The sequence below is a fragment of the Leclercia sp. Colony189 genome (assembly GCF_009740165.1).
GTDB lineage: Bacteria > Pseudomonadota > Gammaproteobacteria > Enterobacterales > Enterobacteriaceae > Enterobacter.
In genome coordinates this window covers 1047714-1065098 of the sequence record NZ_CP046557.1, presented here as the reverse complement: position 1 = coordinate 1065098, position 17385 = coordinate 1047714, and the positions used below count along the sequence as shown (strand labels likewise).

Sequence of the window (17385 nt, the reverse complement as noted above, 5' to 3'; positions counted from 1 at the left end):
GACATTAACTGCCGAACCAGACCGAGGCGGAGATCGCCGGTAGCGACAGTACGCCCTCCTGCGCCACCCCTTTCCCCTCTTTCAGCTGCCACTGTTTGACGTTGAGCAGCGGCGAGTCATCTATCACCACTTCGCAGGCATCGCCCCGGTTAATCGCCACCAGCACCCGCTGCTGGTTGTAGACGCGCATAAACACCACCACGTTGTCGTGGGCGTAGACCACCTGACAGCCGCCGTAGCGCAGGGCCTGGCTCTGCTTGCGCAGCTTAATCAGCCGCTGATAGAGCGCCAGTAGCGTCTGGTCCTGCTTTTCAGCCTCCCATGGGAAGGTCTTACGGCAGAAGGGGTCATTGTTGCCGTCGAGCCCCACCTCATCGCCGTAATAGATACAGGGCACCCCAGGCCAGGTAAACAGCCAGGTGACCGCCAGCGGCAGGCGGGCGACATCCTTACCGAGCAGCGACTTAAAGCGGGCGGTGTCATGGCTGTCGAGCTGGTTAAACATGCGTAGCTGCTGCTGATGGGACAGGCTGGCGCGGTAGTTATCCATCCATTTCACGCAGGTTTCAGCGTCGATGTGCTGCGGATCGTAGGAGATGTCGGTGTTGGCAAGGAAGCCCCACAGCGGGAAGGTGAAGCCGCGGTAGTTCATCGCCGAATCTTCCGCGTCGGCCTGCAACCACTGGCGAGCGTCGCCAAAATGCTCGCCAAAGACGAAGGCCTCCGGATTGGCCAGCTTCGCCGAACGGGTGATCCCGGTGACATGCTGTAGATTATGGCGCGCCCCACCCTCTTCTCCGAGCATATGCACCACATCCAGCCGCCAGCCGTCCATACTCCACGGCGCTTTCAGCCAGTGACGAACAATACTCTCCTCGCCGCCGTAGATCTCGTTCACCACCCCTGACGACTGATAATCGAGCTTCGGCAGGCTGGCATAGCCCAGCCAGTCGAGGGCGCGGCCCTCGTCGTCAAAGCTGTACCAGTCGCGGTGGGGCGAGTCCGGGTTATGGCAGGCGCCGCCGGTTCCGCGGTTGTGGCGATCAAACCAGGCGTGGGAGTCCCCGCTGTGGTTAAACACCCCGTCCAGAATCAGGCGCATCCCCTCCCGTTGGGTATTTTCCCGCAGGCGTAACAGCGCCTCGTCGCCGCCAAACCGCTCATCCACGTGGCGGTAATCTTCGGTGTCGTATTTATGCACGCTGGGGGCGACAAACACCGGATTGAGATAGAGTGCCGTGACGCCGAGTTTTTTCAGCCAGGGCAGCTTTTCGCTAATGCCGTCGAGATCCCCGCCGTAAAAGGTGGAGCCCCCCGCCTGGGCGGTGACCGGTTCGTCCCACGCGCGGAAAATCGTCTCATGGCCTGCGGCATGGTGATAATACGTTTTGTCCAGCTCAGGGTTGCGCCGCTGGCTGCGGGCAAAGCGGTCCGGGAAGATCTGATAGAAGACCTGCTCCACTACCCACTGCGGTCCGGCATCCGGGTAATCAATGGCAAACTGCTCCAGCCGGGCGGGAGGAAAGCGGCTGAAGCCCTGCGGGGTGAACCACAGCTGGCGGTTATGCCAGAGCATTTTGAAGCTGTAGCGGTGCCGCGGCTGCCCTTTCGTCGTGTCAATGGTCGCCCGCCAGGCCGTCACGCCGGGCTGCGGCTGGCTGCGCTGCTTATGCATCGGCAGCGAGGTCTCTTCGTTATCGAATTCAGCGCGTAGCGTCACCCGCTCAGGCAGGTTTTCCCCTGTCAGCCACAGGGTAATGACAAGTTTGTCGTTGTTTTGTTTAACAAATGGGGCAACCGGCAGGTGCCATGCATTCAACATCTTTTATCCCCTTTCCCAGAAATGAGGCCACCTTGCCACAGGGTAGTTGATGTTCCCTCCTCATGGAGAGATTTATTGGGGGAGGAGAAAGGGGGAGGAGAAAAATGCCCGGCGTTTGCCGGGCATTTCGGTTACTGAGCTTCTGCTAACTGGCGCTCGCGGCGGCGTTTAAAGACCCACCCCACCAGCAATAGCGCAATCCACGCAAAGCCGACATACAACGAGATGCGGGTTTCCGGGTGGTAACCAATCAGGCCGATAATAAAGACCAGGAAGATCAGGCCAGCAACGGTAGTTGCCACGCCGCCCGGCACTTTAAACTTCAGCGCTTTTACCTCTTCAGGCGACAGACGGCGACGGAAGCCAATCTGCGACATCAGAATCATCATCCAGACCCAGACGGTGGCAAAGGTCGCCAGCGACGCGATCACCAGGAAGACATTCTCCGGCATGATGTAGTTGAGATAGACCGACAGCAGCAGCGCCACGGTCATCACCAGCACCGTCACCCACGGCGTACCGCGGCTGGAGGTTTTGGCGAAGGCCTTCGGCGCACTGCCCTGCTCGGCCATACCATGCAGCATACGCCCCACGCCGAACACGTCGGCATTGATAGCGGAGAGCGATGCGGTGAGCACCACGAAGTTCAGAATACTGGCGGCGAAGGTGATCCCCAGATGCTGGAAGGTCAGCACAAACGGGCTACCGTTCGTGCCCACCTGGTTCCACGGATAGATGGACATGATCACAAACAGCGTGCCCACGTAGAAGACCAGGATACGCATCGGTACCGAATTAATGGCGCGCGGAATAGACTTCTCCGGATCTTTCGCTTCCCCGGCGGTGATACCGATAATTTCGATCCCGCCGTAGGCAAACATCACCATCTGCAGCGACATCACCATGCCTATCCAGCCGTTACTGAAGAAGCCGCCGTTACTCCACAGGTTATGGATGCCGGTTGGTTCGCCGCCGTTGCCGATACCCCAGATAATGATGCCAATACCGGCGGCAATCATGATGATGATGGTGGCCACTTTAAAGAAGGAGAACCAGAACTCCAGTTCGCCAAACACCTTCACGCTCATCAGGTTGATGGCGCAGATGATCAGCACCACGCTGAGCACCCAGATCCAGTGCGGGACCGCCGGGAACCAGACGCCCATATAGATGCCGAAGGCCGTTACGTCGGCAATGGCGACAATCAGGATTTCGAAACAGTAGGTCCAGCCGGTGATATAGCCCGCCAGTGGGCCTAAGTTGTCTTGCGCATAGCGGGAGAAGGAGCTGGCTGAGGGGTTATGAACGGACATCTCCCCCAGCGCGCGCATGATGATGTAGGCGGCAACACCGCCGATAAGATACGCCAGCAAAACGCTGGGACCGGCCATTTTGATGGCATCTGCCGAGCCATAAAAAAGACCAGTACCGATCGCAGAACCCAGCGCCATAAAGCGGATGTGGCGGGCGGTAAGGCCCCGCTTCAGTTTGTTAGAGCTTTCCATTTACGTCTTGCCATTCAACACAAAAAAAACAAAAAACCACGGGGCCATAAGCCCCGTGGTTGAACATTTATCCGTTGATTAGTGCGCGTTCGACGTTACCCGACGCCCCGCAGCACGATCCCAGATTACGGCCAGAACCAGTGCAACAACGGTAGGCATCAACCAGGCCAGGCCCTGTTCGGACAGCGGCAGACGCTGTGTCCAGGCAGGGAGCGTATCGCCAATAGCCGATGCTTTGATGCCGTCAAGGATACCAAAAAGCAGGCTAATAAACATGGCCGGGGCAATAATTCGGGAAGAATTATTCCACCAACCACGGGTGAAGCTCAGCACCACCAGCACGATACACGGCGGGTAGATGGCCGTCAGTACCGGAATGGAGACCTGGATCAGGTGGCTCAGACCGAGGTTAGAGACCGCCATGGAGAAGATACCGAGGATGAACACCAGCGTACGATAAGAGAGCGGCAGATACTGGGCAAAGAACTCGGCGCAGGCGCAGGTCAGGCCCACCGCCGTCACCAGACAGGCCAGGAAGATCAGGATCGCCAGCAGGAAGCTCCCCGAACCGCCGAAGGTGTTCTGAACATAGGCATGCAGGATAGCCGCGCCGTTTGCGCTCTGGTCTACCAGGGCCGCGCTGTCAGAACCCAGACGGAACAACGCCAGATAGAGCAATGTCAGGCCTACGCCCGCAATCAGACCCGCCCAGATGGTGTAGCGGGTCAGCAGACGCGCTTCGGTCACGCCGCGGGAACGGGCGGCGTTCACAATGACGATACCAAACACCATCGCGCCCAGGGTATCCATGGTCAGGTAGCCGTTCACAAAGCCGTTAGAGAACGCGGCATTTTTGTAGGCGTCCATTGCATCGCTGATCGGGCCGGCAGGCCAGATAACGGCAGCCACGGCCAGCACAATCAGGGCCACGATTTTCAGCGGCGCGAGGAAGTTACCCACGGTATCCAGCAGCTTGCCCGGATAGAGGGAGACCAGAATCACCAGAGCAAAGTAGATGAGGCTATAGATCAACAGCGGCATAGCGCCGTCGCCGGTCAGCGGAGCGATACCCACTTCAAAGGAGACGGTCGCGGTACGCGGGGTGGCAAACAGCGGGCCGACGGCCAGATAGCAGACGGTTGCCAGCAGAATACCTGCGACTTTCCCGATAGGGGTGCTCAGGCTATCGACACCGCCGCCGACTTTCGCCAGCGCAACCACGGTCAACACCGGTAGACCCACGGCAGTAATCAGGAAACCAATAGCCGCCGTCCAGACGTGTTCACCCGCCTGTAAGCCAACCATGGGAGGAAAGATGATGTTACCCGCGCCAACGAACAGCGCAAATGTCATAAAGCCCAGCGCGATGATGTCGCGCGATTTCAATTGATGGGTCATAAAACCTTACTGCCTGTGGATGTGGTGTTGAAAACGTTGAATTTTTCGCTATCCGTTGCGGAACAAAACAGCGGAAAAAATGTGCAACCTCAGCGGGAAATGCTTCCCTACCGGCGTGGAGAAGAATAGTTTTTCGATTTACCACGCAAATACAGTCTGTCCGACGATATCAGGGTGGCAATTTAAACGCTTATAACGTTTAAAGGCAATATGGGATCTCAAAACCAGAACAATATGCCAACTCGAAAGTTAGAAGTGGGATAATAAACCATTTATAAGAAAAACTCATGGCTAATCATGCGAACAAAAAAGCAACAGGCGTATAATATTTATTCGCGCTGCGCTGAACTGCAAAGCAAACAGGCCAGCATTGGCTGGCCTGTGGCAATTTCTGATTACAGTGACGCCGTCAGGCGCTGTTACTGGCAATCAAACGTTCCGGGATCACAAAGCTAAAACGCGTACTTTTCCCCGGCGTACTGACGATATCCAGGCGGCTGTCGTGGTGATTAATGGCGTGTTTAACAATCGCCAGCCCCAGGCCACTGCCCCCCGTCTGCCGGGAGCGCGCCTTATCCACCCGGTAAAAACGCTCGGTAAGACGCGGAATATGCTCCGGGCCGATACCGGGACCATCGTCTTCCACGCTGAACTCCGCTCCCGTTGGCGCATGCTGCCAGCGCACGGTGATGTGGGTGCCGGGCGGGGTATGATTCACCGCGTTATAGACCAGGTTAGAGATGGCGCTGCGCAGCTCGTCGGTACTGCCGCGTACTTTGAGGCTGTTATCCACCTCGAAGGTAAGCTGGTGCTGCTGCTGGCTTAAGGTCTGCGCTTCGCGCTCCAGCATCCGCAGCATCATCGGCACATCGATGGTTTCATTCAGCGCCAGGGTTGGCGCCGCCTCAATGCGGGAGAGGGTCAGCAGCTGCTTCACCAGCCCTTCCATGCGCTGCGTCTGCTCGCGCATGGTATGCAGCGCTTTTTCCCGCGGCGCGCCTTCCAGCGTCTGCTCCTGCATCATCTCCAGATAGCCCTGCAATACCGTCAGCGGGGTGCGCAGCTCGTGGCTGACGTTGGCGAAGAAATTGCGCCGCGCCCCTTCAAGCTGGTGCATTTGCGTCACATCCCGCGCCACCATCAGCCACTGCTGGTCGCTGTAGGGCATCACGCGGATCTCCAGATGGCGACCGTTGTTCATGACCAGATTGTGCGGGCGGGTAAAATCGCGTTTTTTCAGATACTGGGCGAACTCCGGATAACGCAGGAGGTTGAGGATATTCTGCCCGTTATCATCCGGCCAGCGCAGGCCCAGCAACTGCTGCGCCAGTCCGTTACACCAGAACATCGCGCCCTCTTCGGTGGTCAATACCACCGCATCCGGCAGCGATTCGGCGCCGCTGCGAAAGCGTTTGATCAGGCTGCCCAGCTCGCGTCGGCGTTTTTTATTACGCATCTGCATCTGGTGCAGGCCATACAGGAGGGGTTCCCAGCTGCCGCTTCCTGGCGGCGGGGTCATACTTCTGTCAACCCATAGCCACCATGAGAGGCGGAGCAGATTCCAGAAGTGCCAGATCAGCAATCCCGTGACTGCCGCCAGCAAAAACCAGGGTAAATAACCGATTACGGCCCCGAGGATCAGGGCCGGAATACAGCAGAGTATCAGTTCAAAACAGAGCCTTTTCCATGACAGCCGTTCCAGCACGCGTCACACTCCTGTCATTGTTCAGAAACGGGTTGAGAAACGATAACCCGTGCCGCGGACGGTCTGCACCATGCGATCGTGACCGCTGGTTTCAAGTGCCTTGCGCAAACGGCGGATATGAACATCAACCGTGCGATCTTCAACATAGACGTTAGTGCCCCAGACATTGTTGAGCAACTGCTCGCGGCTATAGACGCGTTCCGGGTGGGTCATGAAAAAGTGCAACAGTTTGAATTCCGTTGGTCCCATATCGAGGGGATTTTCACCGGTCATCACGCGGTGCGAGGTAGGGTCCAGACTCAGCCCCTGCATCTCAATCACCTCTTCCACCGCCATCGGTGAAATACGGCGCATTACGGCTTTAATGCGCGCCACCAGCTCTTTCGGGGAAAACGGTTTGGTAATGTAGTCATCCGCGCCGGTCTCCAGACCGCGAACGCGATCTTCCTCTTCGCCGCGGGCCGTTAACATCATCACCGGAATATCGCGGGTTAACGCTTCACGTTTAATATGTTTGATGAATTGCAGGCCAGAGCCGCCAGGCAGCATCCAGTCGAGCAGTATCAGATCGGGCCAGGGTTCGTTGAGCTGGTTCACCGCGCTGTCGTAATCTTCGGCCTCTATCGGTTGAAAGCCATTTTGTTCGAGCACGAAACAGACCATTTCGCGAATGGGTGCTTCATCTTCTACGACCAGAATACGTCTCGCCATACTTAGCCCTGTCTTATTAAGGTTACATGTTTGTAATACGGCGTCATTATGCGTCAGATTTATGACAGATTTATGAAAAACGCGCCCGCTCATAAAGGCAAGCCGTTGTTTTATGGCAGCCCCGATTGTAGCGGTTATCTTCCTCCCCCTGAAAGTTTATAATCCCGCTAACCATTTTTTGCCACGGATCTGTTATGCGCATACTTCACACCTCGGACTGGCACCTGGGACAAAATTTTTACAGTAAAAGCCGCGCCGCCGAACATGAAGCGTTTCTCAACTGGCTGCTTGAGATGGCGCAATCGCATGACGTGGATGCCATCCTCGTGGCCGGGGATATTTTTGATACCGGCTCGCCGCCCAGCTACGCGCGCGAGCTCTATAACCGTTTCGTGGTCAATCTGCAAAAAACCGGCTGCCATCTGGTGATTGTGGCCGGCAACCATGATTCCGTCGCCACGCTGAACGAATCCCGTGAGATTCTGGCGTTTCTCAACACCACCGTGGTCGCCAGCGCCGGACATGGGCCGCAAATTCTGACCCGACGCGACGGCACCCCCGGCGCGGTACTCTGCCCGATCCCGTTTTTACGCCCCCGGGACGTGGTGCGAAGCCAGGCGGGCCTCTCCGGGCTTGAGAAACAGCAGCAGCTGTTGCAGGCCATTACCCACTATTATGCCGAGCAATATACCCAGGCCTGCGCGCTTCGCGGCGACAGCGTACTGCCGATTATCGCCACCGGGCATCTCACCACCGTCGGCGCCAGTAAAAGTGACGCGGTACGTGACATCTATATCGGTACGCTGGATGCGTTTCCCGCGCAGCACTTCCCGGCCGCTGACTATATAGCGCTGGGCCATATCCACCGGGCGCAGATGATTGGCGGTTGCGAACATATCCGCTACTGCGGCTCCCCTATTCCCCTCAGCTTTGATGAAACCGGCAAAAGCAAATGCGTTCATCTGGTGAGTTTCGACCAGGGCAAGCTCAGCAGCGTCGAATCGCTTGAGGTGCCCATTACCCAGCCGCTGGCGGTGCTGAAGGGCGATCTGGCGGCGATCACCGCCCAACTTGAGCAGTGGCGCGGCGTGGAGCAGACGCCTCCCGTCTGGCTGGATATCGAACTCACCACCGAGGAGTACCTGCACGATATGCAGCGTAAGATCCAGCAGCTGACGGACGATCTGCCGGTAGAGGTCCTGCTGGTGCGGCGCAGTCGCGAGCAGCGCGAGAGAAGCCTTGCCAGCAACCTGCGTGAAACCCTCAGCGAGCTGCGGGTTGAGGAGGTTTTTGAGCGCCGACTCGCCCAGGAAACCCTGGATGATACCCAGCGGGCCCGGCTAAACGAGCTGTTCAGCCACACGATCCACGCCCTCAGCAATGAAGAGGATGAGGCATGAAAATTCTCAGCCTGCGCCTGAAAAACCTTAACTCGCTCAAGGGCGAATGGAAAATCGACTTTACCGCCGAACCCTTCCTCAGCAATGGCCTGTTTGCTATCACCGGCCCAACCGGCGCCGGGAAAACCACCCTGCTGGATGCCATCTGCCTGGCGCTTTACCACGAGACGCCGCGCCTGAATACGGTCTCGCAATCGCAAAACGATCTGATGACCCGCGACACCGCTGAGTGCCTCGCCGAGGTCGAGTTTGAAGTCAAAGGGGTAGCTTATCGTGCGTTCTGGAGCCAGAACCGGGCGCGCAACCAGCCGGACGGCAACCTGCAGGTGCCCCGCGTGGAGCTCGCCCAGTGCAAGGACGGGAAGATCCTCGCAGATAAAGTGAAGGACAAGCTGGAGCTGGTTGCCTCTCTGACCGGGCTGGACTATGACCGCTTTACCCGCTCGATGCTCTTATCCCAGGGGCAATTCGCCGCCTTTCTGAACGCCAAACCGAAAGAGCGCGCCGAACTGCTCGAGGAGCTGACCGGCACGGAAATCTACGGCCAGATCTCCGCCATGGTGTTTGAAAAACATAAGGCGGCACGCAGCGAGCTGGAGAAGCGCCAGGCCCAGGCGGCCGGCGTGGTGTTGCTCAGCGAAGAGCAGCTACAGCAGCTTCAGCAAGGTTTGCAGGTACTTACTGACGAAGAAGCGCAACTGCTGGCGCAGCAGCAGGGACTCCAGAAAGATTATCAGTGGCTTACCCGCCACGATGAGCTGGTGCGGGAGCAACAGCGATCGAAGGCCGCGCAGCAACAGGCGCAGCAGGCCCTGACGGACGCCACGCCGGAGCTGGAAAAACTGCATCTCGCCCAGCCTGCGGCCCTGCTGCGCCCGCACTGGGAGCGGCAGCAGGAGCAGCTTGCCCAGCTTTCGCAGACGGAACAGCAGATGCTGGATGTGAATACTCGCTTACAGTCCAGTACGGCGCTGCGTTCAGGCATTCGTAACGGGGCGCTGCGCACGCACGACAGGCTGCAAACCGAGCTGGCTGCACTCACCCAGTGGCTTACCAACCACGACCGCTTCCGCCAGTGGGGCCAGGAGATTGCAGGCTGGCGCGCCCACTTCACCCAGCTTAATCGCGATAAAACCCAGATCGCGACGCTGACCGGGCGTATCACGGCGTTACGCCAGAAGCTGGCGGGATTACCGGAGAGCGCTCTGACGCTTACCGCAGAACAGACCACCAGCGAGATGGCACTCCAGACGCAGTCCCGCGCGGCACGCCAGCGCCTGACTACCCTGCATGCCCGCTATCAGCCTCTGCAACAGCGATCGCGGCAGACTCGCGAAAGCGTGCAAAAGGCCCAGGCCGAGCTGGCAAAACTGAACGAAACCCTGACGCTACGCCGCCAGCAGTACAAAGAGAAAAACCAGCACTATCTCGATCTCAAAACCTTATGTGAGCAGGAAGAGAAGATTAAGAAGCTGGAGAGCTACCGGGCGGAACTGGAGGCCGGAAAGCCCTGCCTGCTCTGCGGCTCTACCGAACATCCGGCCATTGCCCAATACCAGGCCCTGGCGCTCACCGGAAACCAGCGCCGCCGGGATGCGATGGAAAAGGAGGTCGCCGCACTCAAAGAGGAAGGCCTGCTGGTTCTGGGGCAGGTAAATGCGCTAAACAGCCAGCTTCAGCGCGAAACAAGCGAAGCGCAGACGCTCTTTCAGGATGAGCAAGCGCTCACTAAAGAGTGGAATGCGGTGTGTGAAACCCTCTCTGTGCAGTTGAACATTCAGGACGACATCGCCCCATGGCTGGCTAAACAGGAGCAGTACGAACAGCAGCTTTACCAGCTGAGCCAACGCCTGACCCTGCAAAGCCAGCTGAGTGAAGAGGAAGCCCAGCTTCAGCTTTACCAGCAGCAGCTTCTGGCGACGCGCACGGCTATGGCGCAAACGCTTCATGCCCTGTCGCTGGCGGCACCGGAGGACGGTACCGAGTCGGCCTGGCTTGCGGAACGGGAAAAAGAGTCGCTGGCCTGGCAGGAGCGGCAGACTCAGCACAGCGCCCTGCGGGAGCGCATCACCGCCCTGGCACCGCTGCTGGAGACCCTTCCGGCAACGGATTCCACGCAGGTGGAAAGTGCGATCCCGGATAACTGGCGCGAAATCCATACCGAGTGCGTCTCCCTGCAAAGCCAGCTCGCCACGCTGCAGCAGCAGTACACGCTGGAAAGCGAACGTTTACAACAATCGCAGGCGCAGTTTGCCGCCGCGCTGGCTGCCAGCATCTTTAGCGATCGGGAGACATTTCTGGCGGCCCTGCTGGATGGCGATACGGTTCGGCGTCTGGAGCAGTTGAAACAGACTCTGGAGAATCAGATCCAGCAGACCACGGCCCTGCTTCAGCAGGCCGGTCAACGACTGAACGAACATCTGGAACAACGTCCGGCGGGCCTGACGACGGACGCGCCGGCCCTGCAGGAACAGCTTCAGCAGCTCGGCCTGAAACTGCGGGAAAACACCACCCGCCAGGGGGAGATCCGCCAGCAGCTTAAACAGGACAGCGACAATCGCCAGCACCAGCAGGCACTGATGCAACAAATTGAGGAGGCGGCCCGCCTGGCGGATGACTGGGGTTATCTTAATGCGCTGATCGGTTCCAAAGAGGGGGATCGCTTCCGTAAGTTTGCCCAGGGCTTAACTCTCGACAACCTGGTATGGCTCGCCAACCAGCAGCTGATGCGTCTGCATGGCCGCTACCTGCTGCAACGCAAGGCCAGCGACGCGCTGGAGCTGGAGGTGATGGATACCTGGCAGGCGGATGCCGTGCGCGATACCCGCACCCTCTCCGGTGGCGAAAGTTTTCTGGTAAGCCTGGCGCTGGCGCTGGCGCTTTCCGACCTGGTGAGCCACAAAACGCAAATTGATTCGCTGTTCCTCGACGAGGGCTTCGGCACCCTGGACAGCGAAACGCTGGATACCGCCCTGGACGCGCTGGATGCGCTGAATGCCAGCGGCAAAACCATTGGGGTGATCAGCCACGTCGAGGCGATGAAGGAGCGCATCCCGGTGCAGATCAAAGTGAAGAAGATTAACGGGCTGGGGTACAGCAGGCTGGATAAGGAGTTTGCTGTTTTGTAAGCCGGGAGCGCTACGCGTCACCCGGCTTTTGCCCTGTCAGTTTGGCCACAGCCAGGCTGCGCCGCGTACGCCGCTGGAGTCGCCGTGCACCGCTTTACGGATCGGGGTTTCGCATTCGCCGCCAAACACCCACTGCTTCACCAGCTGGGGAACGGTGCTATAGAGACGGTCAACGTTGCTCATGCCGCCGCCCAGGACGATCACATCCGGGTCGAGAATGTTCACCACGTGCGCCAGCGACTTCGCCAGCCGCATTTCATAGCGGCTGAGCGCCAGCTCCGCGACGGCGTCCTGCTCTTCCACCAGACGCATGATCTCGTTGCCTTTTAGCGGATGCCCGCTCAGACGAAGGTAATCGGTGGCGAAGCCGGTGCCGGAGATAAAGGTCTCGATACAGCCCTGTTTGCCGCAGTAGCACGGCACTTCAGCGCGGTACTTCAGTTCGTCTTCATCCATCCACGGCAGCGGATTGTGTCCCCACTCGCCAGCCGTGCCGTTGCCGCCAATATGGGCGCGCCCGCCAAAGGCCACGCCTGCGCCGCAGCCGGTACCGATGATCACCGCAAATACGGTCTGTGCCCCCGCCGCGGCGCCGTCGATGGCCTCTGACACCGCCAGGCAGTTGGCGTCGTTGGCCAGCCGGACTTCACGGTTCAGGCGCTGGCTTAAATCGCGGTCAAAAGGCTGGCCGTTAAGCCAGGTCGAGTTGGCGTTTTTCACCACCCCGGTATAGGGCGAAATCGACCCCGGGATCCCCATACCGACCGTGCCGGTCTGGCCGGTGGCCTTTTCGGCCATCTCCACCAGAGTAGCGATGGTTTCAATGGTCTGCCGGTAGTCGTCACGCGGGGTAGGGAGGCGATGGCGGAACAGCTGCTCCCCCTGCTCGCCAAGGGCAATGACTTCTGTTTTCGTGCCGCCGAGATCAATACCAATTCGCACAGAACGTTCCTCATTATTTTGATTATCAACAGAGTAGAAGCCTGCTACCCGATTAGCAATGCAAGCGATGCGACAATTCGCTATCATGCCCGCTGAATTAAACGACAAGACCGTGGAAATTATCATGCTGTGGTTCAAAAATTTGATGGTTTACCGTCTCAGCCGCGATATCGAACTGCGTGCAGACGAGATGGAAAAACAGTTAGACCTTTACGCATTTACCCCGTGTGGCAGCCAGGATATGGCCAAAACCGGATGGGTTCCGCCTATGGGATCACAGAGCGATGCGCTGACCCACACTACCAATGGTCAAATCATCATCTGCGCGCGTAAGGAAGAGAAGATCCTGCCGACGCCAGTGGTGAAGCAGGCGCTGGAAGCCAAAATTTTTAAGCTGGAAGCCGAACAGGGCCGTAAGCTGAAAAAAACTGAGAAAGATTCGCTGAAAGACGAAGTGCTGCACTCCCTGCTGCCGCGCGCCTTTAGCCGCTTCAGCCAGACAATGATGTGGATCGACACGGTTAACGGCCTGATTATGGTCGACTGCGCCAGCGCCAAAAAAGCAGAAGATACTCTGGCGTTACTGCGTAAAAGCCTCGGTTCGCTGCCGGTGGTGCCGCTGACGATGGAAAACCCGATCGAGCTGACCCTCACCGAGTGGGTACGGGGCAACAACGTCCCGCAGGGCTTCCAACTGCTGGACGAAGCCGAGCTGAAAGCGATCCTGGAAGATGGGGGCGTGATCCGCGCCAAGAAGCAGGAGCTGATCAGCGATGAGATCGCCGTGCATATCGAAGCTGGCAAACTGGTGACCAAGCTGGCCCTCGACTGGCAGCAGCGCATTCAGTTCATGATGTGTGACGATGGCTCGATCAAACGCCTGAAGTTTTCCGACGAGCTGCGCGATCAGAACGACGATATCGACCGGGACGACTATGCCCAGCGTTTTGATGCTGACTTCATTCTGATGACGGGTGAACTGGCGGCGTTGATTAAGAGCGTAGTAGAAGGATTGGGCGGCGAAGCACAGCGTTAATGCTTCATACCAGAGATCGGAGCCGGGTTAACCCGGCTCTTTTTTTTACAGATAACGACACAGATAAGAGGCAGGTTCCGCAACCTGCAGATGGAATTCGCTGTGGCCTGGCACGTTGAAAACATCGCCCGGGTTATAGACTTTCCACTCCGTTTCCCCCGGCAGTAACACTTTGAGCGAGCCGCTCACCACGGTCATCTCTTCTGGCTGCGCGGTACCGAAGGCGTACTCCCCCTCTTCCATTACGCCAACACTGGCGCGGCCAGTAATGCTGCTGGTAAAACCGATGGACTTCACTTTACCGGAAAAGTATTCATTAGTCTGAAGCATGGACTGGTCCTTATTGTCGTTGGTTGTCAACCCAATATAGGGGTGACACTCCGTACCTGTCACGCAAAATCATCAGACCAGCAATTCCGAGGCCAGCCGGGCCACCAGCACGTTTGATAACAGCACCGGCACGTCCAGGTGTTTTTGCAGTAAATCACGGTGATGTTGATGAAAACCAAGACAATCGAGCATCAGGACATCTGCGCCGCGGGCCAGCAGATCGCGCCCGGCGTCGATCAGTTTCTCTTCGCTGTCCCAGAAAGGATTGGCTACAGCAAGCAGCGGCGCCTTAACCAGGCACTGCCATTTGCGGGACTGGTTCTCCATCAGCTCAGGGATCGGCACGATCACCCCCACCTGATGGCCATCGACAATCGATCCGACCAGCGGCGGGATGATCCGCGTCGGCTCAAGCAAAATTGCATTGCGGGCGACGAGGCCAGTGATGGGCGCGGTGCTCATCAGCAGGATCACCTCATAGCCCTGGTTATCGAGCACTTCGATCACGCCTTGCAGGGCGCACGCGATCTTCGGCAACGAGACGTTTCCCAGCTCGCCGTCGCTGAGCAGGGTAGGCAGCTGCGCCTCGCCCGGTTCAGGGGCGTAGTCTTCCATGACCTCTTCCCGGCTCAGCGTACCGAGCAAACTGTGATGCGTAATTTGTTGCGCAGAAATATGCTCCGTTAAGAGCGGTAGTACTTCGCTTACCGGGACTACCCCAATCGTGAGGATCGCCAATGTTGCCTTCATCGTTCTCGCCTTTCTATACAACCACTACCGTGACACAGATACAGGCACACTTCGCTGTTCAGGAAAAAGTGCTGAAAAGCGTAGCAGCAGATTCAACCGCTGGAATGTAAAGATCCACGTGCCTGACAGAATGTGTCTGTTAAACCTGAACATTACCCTCCGTTTAATGTTTACGCTTTTTGAATAGTGTGATTACGGTACGGTTTTGACCGTATTCAGATTTAATTCAGGCTTTATCGGGATCTTCGTAGCGCACTTTCGCATCCTTCGCTTCCTGCTCCGTTTCATGTTCACTGATCAGTGAATCCGGTTTCGGGTGGTCAGCACGCAGCTGATACCAGGTGACAGTCTTGCCCGTTGCGCCTTTCTCAACGGCAACAATACGGGCTTCACGCGGATAGGGAGGTCTGGTTGGCATAGTTCATCCTTTATTTTATTAGGTTGGCTGAACTATCAGTATAGACATCAGTTAGCTGGCGCATGCCAGATGAAGCGCAGCGACGATATTTTGCACCACTTGCGCAGGAGGAAGGGAGGCGTCCACCACGTGGTGAGCGGCTTCGCGATAGAGCGCATCACGCTCCGCCAGCACTGCGCTCACCTCTTCGCTGATAGGTTTGCCGGTCAGGGTTGGGCGCTGTCCCTCTTCTGGCGAGGCTTCGAGACGCCCGACCAGCACCGGCACCGGGGCACAAAGATAGATCACCCGGCCCTTTTCACGCATAAACTGACGGTTGTAAGCGGACAAAATAATGCCGCCGCCGGTGGCGATAATGCCGGAGCCTGCGGTCACCGCCTCGAGGGTCGCCGTTTCGCGGGCGCGAAAACTCTCCCACCCTTCCTGCTCAACAATCTCAGCGATGCTTTGCCCGGCATGGGTCTGTAGCCAGTGATCGGTATCGACAAATTCACTCTGACACAGACGAGCCAGTTCAAGACCGACGGTGGTTTTGCCACAGCCGCGGGGGCCAATTAAAAAAATAGGCTGGGTCATGACCAGGTGTTCCCTTTGATGCCGCGCGCATGCGGTGCGTGAAGTCGAAAAGAGTGCAATGATACCATTAAGCTAGTACACACGTTAACCGTAAAATAATTATTACATCAGGCGTGATGTTAAACTGACAGTTAAGTCAACCCAAGAGATAGCGAGGGTTATCCTGTAAAGAAAAAATTGCACTGAACGGTGCGCTCACCTTACCTGAACCCACCCGCCGTTGACAACCCCGGATTGTGGTAATAATGACCAAAACCGCTCACGCAGCGATGATTACCCCTGGCGGCGCTTCACTTCCAGCAGCCATTTGTCCAGCTCGGCGGCGAACTGCTGCCTGTCGCGCTGGGAGAGGCTGTCCGGCCCGCCGGTCTGCACGCCGCTGGCGCGCATCGTGTCCATAAAATCACGCATCGTCAGCTTTTCACGGATAGTAGCTGGCGAATAACGCTCGCCTCGCGGATTGAGCGCTGCGGCCCCTTTCTCCAGCACCTCCGCCGCCAGTGGAATATCGGCGGTGATCACCAGATCGTCCGCGCTGCACAGGCGTACAATTTCGTTATCGGCCACATCAAAGCCGGCCGGTACGCGCAAGGAACGGATAAATCGGGACGGCGGCACGCGCAAGGAACGGATAAATCGGGACGGCGGCACGCGCAGGTTCTGGTTCGCCACCAGCGTCAGCGGCATCTGTACGCGCTCGGCAGCACGAAACAGGATCTCTTTAATCACATTGGGACACGCATCGGCATCCACCCAAATCGCCATCTTCTCTCTCCGGCATATAATGCTGCGTAACAAAACCTGATAGGCTAAAGTGCCACAATCATAACAAAGTTTAAGAGGGAGACGTGATGGAGAAGAAAATCGGTTTTATCGGCTGCGGTAATATGGGCAAAGCCATTCTCGGCGGTCTGATTGCCAGCGGTCAGGTGCAGCCTGGCCAGATTTGGGTCTACACCCCATCACCGGACAAGGTCGCCGCCCTGCACGATCGGTACGGGATTAACGCCGCGCAAAGCGCCCAGGAAGTGGCCCAGGTGGCCGATATCGTCTTCGGCGCGGTGAAGCCGAACATGATGGTGAAAGTCCTGAGCGATATCACCTCCAGCCTCAATAAAGAGACGCTGGTGGTCTCTATCGCGGCAGGCATCACCCTCGATCAGCTGGCGCGCGCGCTGGGCCACGACCGTAAAATCGTCCGCGCCATGCCCAACACGCCGTCGCTGGTAAAAGCGGGCATGACCTCTATCACCCCTAACGCGCTGGTGACCCCCGAAGAGGTTGCCGATGTCGTCAATATTTTCCGCTGCTTCGGAGAGGCCGAAGTGATTGCCGAGGCGATGATCCACCCGGTGGTAGGCGTCAGCGGTTCAGCGCCCGCCTACGTGTTTATGTTTATCGAAGCGATGGCAGATGCCGCGGTGCTGGGCGGGATGCCGCGCGCGCAGGCCTATAAATTTGCGGCGCAGGCGGTAATGGGCTCCGCCAAAATGGTGCTGGAAACCGGCAAACATCCGGGCGAACTGAAAGATATGGTCTGCTCTCCGGGCGGCACAACCATTGAAGCGGTGCGGGTGCTGGAGGAGCGCGGTTTCCGGGCAGCGGTCATTGAAGCCATGAACAAGTGCATGGAAAAGTCAGAGCTGCTAAGCAAATCCTGACCG

The 17385-nt window shown here is 57.8% G+C and carries 15 protein-coding genes; 4 read left to right on the top strand and 11 right to left on the bottom strand.

All coding sequences use genetic code 11. From position 1 onward, the window contains the following. Window positions 1-4: 4 nt before the first annotated feature. From malZ to phoB, 5 genes are all read right to left on the bottom strand, one after another. On the bottom strand, window positions 5-1822 hold the full coding sequence (gene malZ / locus GNG29_RS05005) for a maltodextrin glucosidase (protein ID WP_103178449.1): 1818 nt from the start codon (window positions 1820-1822) through the stop codon (window positions 5-7). A 131-nt stretch (window positions 1823-1953) separates the two neighbouring features. Further along, window positions 1954-3327 carry a proline-specific permease ProY gene (proY, locus tag GNG29_RS05000; protein WP_103178448.1) on the bottom strand — a complete coding sequence of 458 codons (1374 nt, stop codon included), beginning with the start codon at window positions 3325-3327 and terminating at the stop codon, window positions 1954-1956. Window positions 3328-3405: 78 nt separating this feature from the next. Beyond that, window positions 3406-4725, bottom strand: a complete 1320-nt coding sequence (brnQ, locus tag GNG29_RS04995) for a branched-chain amino acid transporter carrier protein BrnQ (RefSeq protein ID WP_103178447.1) — start codon at window positions 4723-4725, stop codon at window positions 3406-3408. Window positions 4726-5134: 409 nt separating this feature from the next. Further along, window positions 5135-6430: a phosphate regulon sensor histidine kinase PhoR gene (gene phoR / locus GNG29_RS04990; protein WP_103178446.1), complete on the bottom strand. Its 1296-nt coding sequence runs from the start codon at window positions 6428-6430 to the stop codon at window positions 5135-5137. Between the two features lie 21 nt (window positions 6431-6451). Then, window positions 6452-7141 (bottom strand): phosphate response regulator transcription factor PhoB, encoded by a 690-nt coding sequence (gene phoB / locus GNG29_RS04985; RefSeq protein ID WP_039031479.1) that lies wholly within the window; start codon window positions 7139-7141, stop codon window positions 6452-6454. A gap of 194 nt (window positions 7142-7335) precedes the next feature. On the opposite strand from phoB, the gene sbcD reads away from it, so the two are divergent. Then, the gene (gene sbcD, locus GNG29_RS04980) at window positions 7336-8541 is read left to right on the top strand and encodes an exonuclease subunit SbcD (RefSeq protein WP_156653984.1); all 1206 of its coding nucleotides are present in this window, start codon (window positions 7336-7338) and stop codon (window positions 8539-8541) included. Next, complete coding sequence (gene sbcC, locus GNG29_RS04975; protein ID WP_156653983.1) at window positions 8538-11669, top strand: exonuclease subunit SbcC; 3132 nt, start codon at window positions 8538-8540, stop codon at window positions 11667-11669. The genes sbcD and sbcC overlap by 4 nt, the downstream gene beginning before the upstream one ends. 36 nt (window positions 11670-11705) lie before the next feature. On the opposite strand, the gene mak is transcribed toward sbcC, so the two are convergent. Next, complete coding sequence (gene mak / locus GNG29_RS04970; protein ID WP_197431831.1) at window positions 11706-12611, bottom strand: fructokinase; 906 nt, start codon at window positions 12609-12611, stop codon at window positions 11706-11708. Window positions 12612-12735: 124 nt separating this feature from the next. Between mak and rdgC the strand changes: the two genes are divergently transcribed. After that, window positions 12736-13647, top strand: coding sequence for a recombination-associated protein RdgC (rdgC, locus tag GNG29_RS04965; RefSeq protein ID WP_156653981.1), 912 nt, complete (start codon window positions 12736-12738; stop codon window positions 13645-13647). A 45-nt stretch (window positions 13648-13692) separates the two neighbouring features. On the opposite strand, the gene ppnP is transcribed toward rdgC, so the two are convergent. From ppnP to GNG29_RS04940, 5 genes are all read right to left on the bottom strand, one after another. Continuing rightward, a complete protein-coding gene (gene ppnP / locus GNG29_RS04960; protein WP_103178442.1) occupies window positions 13693-13977 on the bottom strand; it encodes a pyrimidine/purine nucleoside phosphorylase in 285 nt (94 codons plus the stop codon). 72 nt (window positions 13978-14049) lie between these two features. Then, window positions 14050-14727, bottom strand: coding sequence for an AroM family protein (locus GNG29_RS04955; RefSeq protein WP_103178441.1), 678 nt, complete (start codon window positions 14725-14727; stop codon window positions 14050-14052). A gap of 226 nt (window positions 14728-14953) precedes the next feature. Next, a complete protein-coding gene (yaiA, locus tag GNG29_RS04950; RefSeq protein ID WP_103178440.1) occupies window positions 14954-15145 on the bottom strand; it encodes a protein YaiA in 192 nt (63 codons plus the stop codon). A gap of 51 nt (window positions 15146-15196) precedes the next feature. Continuing rightward, window positions 15197-15721: a shikimate kinase AroL gene (gene aroL, locus GNG29_RS04945; RefSeq protein ID WP_103178439.1), complete on the bottom strand. Its 525-nt coding sequence runs from the start codon at window positions 15719-15721 to the stop codon at window positions 15197-15199. A gap of 273 nt (window positions 15722-15994) precedes the next feature. After that, complete coding sequence (locus tag GNG29_RS04940) at window positions 15995-16486, bottom strand: YaiI/YqxD family protein (protein WP_156653980.1); 492 nt, start codon at window positions 16484-16486, stop codon at window positions 15995-15997. 86 nt (window positions 16487-16572) lie between these two features. Between GNG29_RS04940 and proC the strand changes: the two genes are divergently transcribed. Then, window positions 16573-17382 carry a pyrroline-5-carboxylate reductase gene (gene proC, locus GNG29_RS04935; RefSeq protein WP_103178437.1) on the top strand — a complete coding sequence of 270 codons (810 nt, stop codon included), beginning with the start codon at window positions 16573-16575 and terminating at the stop codon, window positions 17380-17382. Window positions 17383-17385 lie beyond the last annotated feature (3 nt).

Coding starts and splice junctions, on each gene's coding strand:
- malZ (WP_103178449.1), bottom strand. CDS start 1,822: ATGTTGAATGCATGGCACCTGCCGGTTGCCCCATTTGTTAAACAAAAC.
- proY (WP_103178448.1), bottom strand. CDS start 3,327: ATGGAAAGCTCTAACAAACTGAAGCGGGGCCTTACCGCCCGCCACATC.
- brnQ (WP_103178447.1), bottom strand. CDS start 4,725: ATGACCCATCAATTGAAATCGCGCGACATCATCGCGCTGGGCTTTATG.
- phoB (WP_039031479.1), bottom strand. CDS start 7,141: ATGGCGAGACGTATTCTGGTCGTAGAAGATGAAGCACCCATTCGCGAA.
- sbcD (WP_156653984.1), top strand. CDS start 7,336: ATGCGCATACTTCACACCTCGGACTGGCACCTGGGACAAAATTTTTAC.
- sbcC (WP_156653983.1), top strand. CDS start 8,538: ATGAAAATTCTCAGCCTGCGCCTGAAAAACCTTAACTCGCTCAAGGGC.
- rdgC (WP_156653981.1), top strand. CDS start 12,736: ATGCTGTGGTTCAAAAATTTGATGGTTTACCGTCTCAGCCGCGATATC.
- ppnP (WP_103178442.1), bottom strand. CDS start 13,977: ATGCTTCAGACTAATGAATACTTTTCCGGTAAAGTGAAGTCCATCGGT.
- GNG29_RS04955 (WP_103178441.1), bottom strand. CDS start 14,727: ATGAAGGCAACATTGGCGATCCTCACGATTGGGGTAGTCCCGGTAAGC.
- yaiA (WP_103178440.1), bottom strand. CDS start 15,145: ATGCCAACCAGACCTCCCTATCCGCGTGAAGCCCGTATTGTTGCCGTT.
- aroL (WP_103178439.1), bottom strand. CDS start 15,721: ATGACCCAGCCTATTTTTTTAATTGGCCCCCGCGGCTGTGGCAAAACC.
- GNG29_RS04940 (WP_156653980.1), bottom strand. CDS start 16,486: ATGGCGATTTGGGTGGATGCCGATGCGTGTCCCAATGTGATTAAAGAG.
- proC (WP_103178437.1), top strand. CDS start 16,573: ATGGAGAAGAAAATCGGTTTTATCGGCTGCGGTAATATGGGCAAAGCC.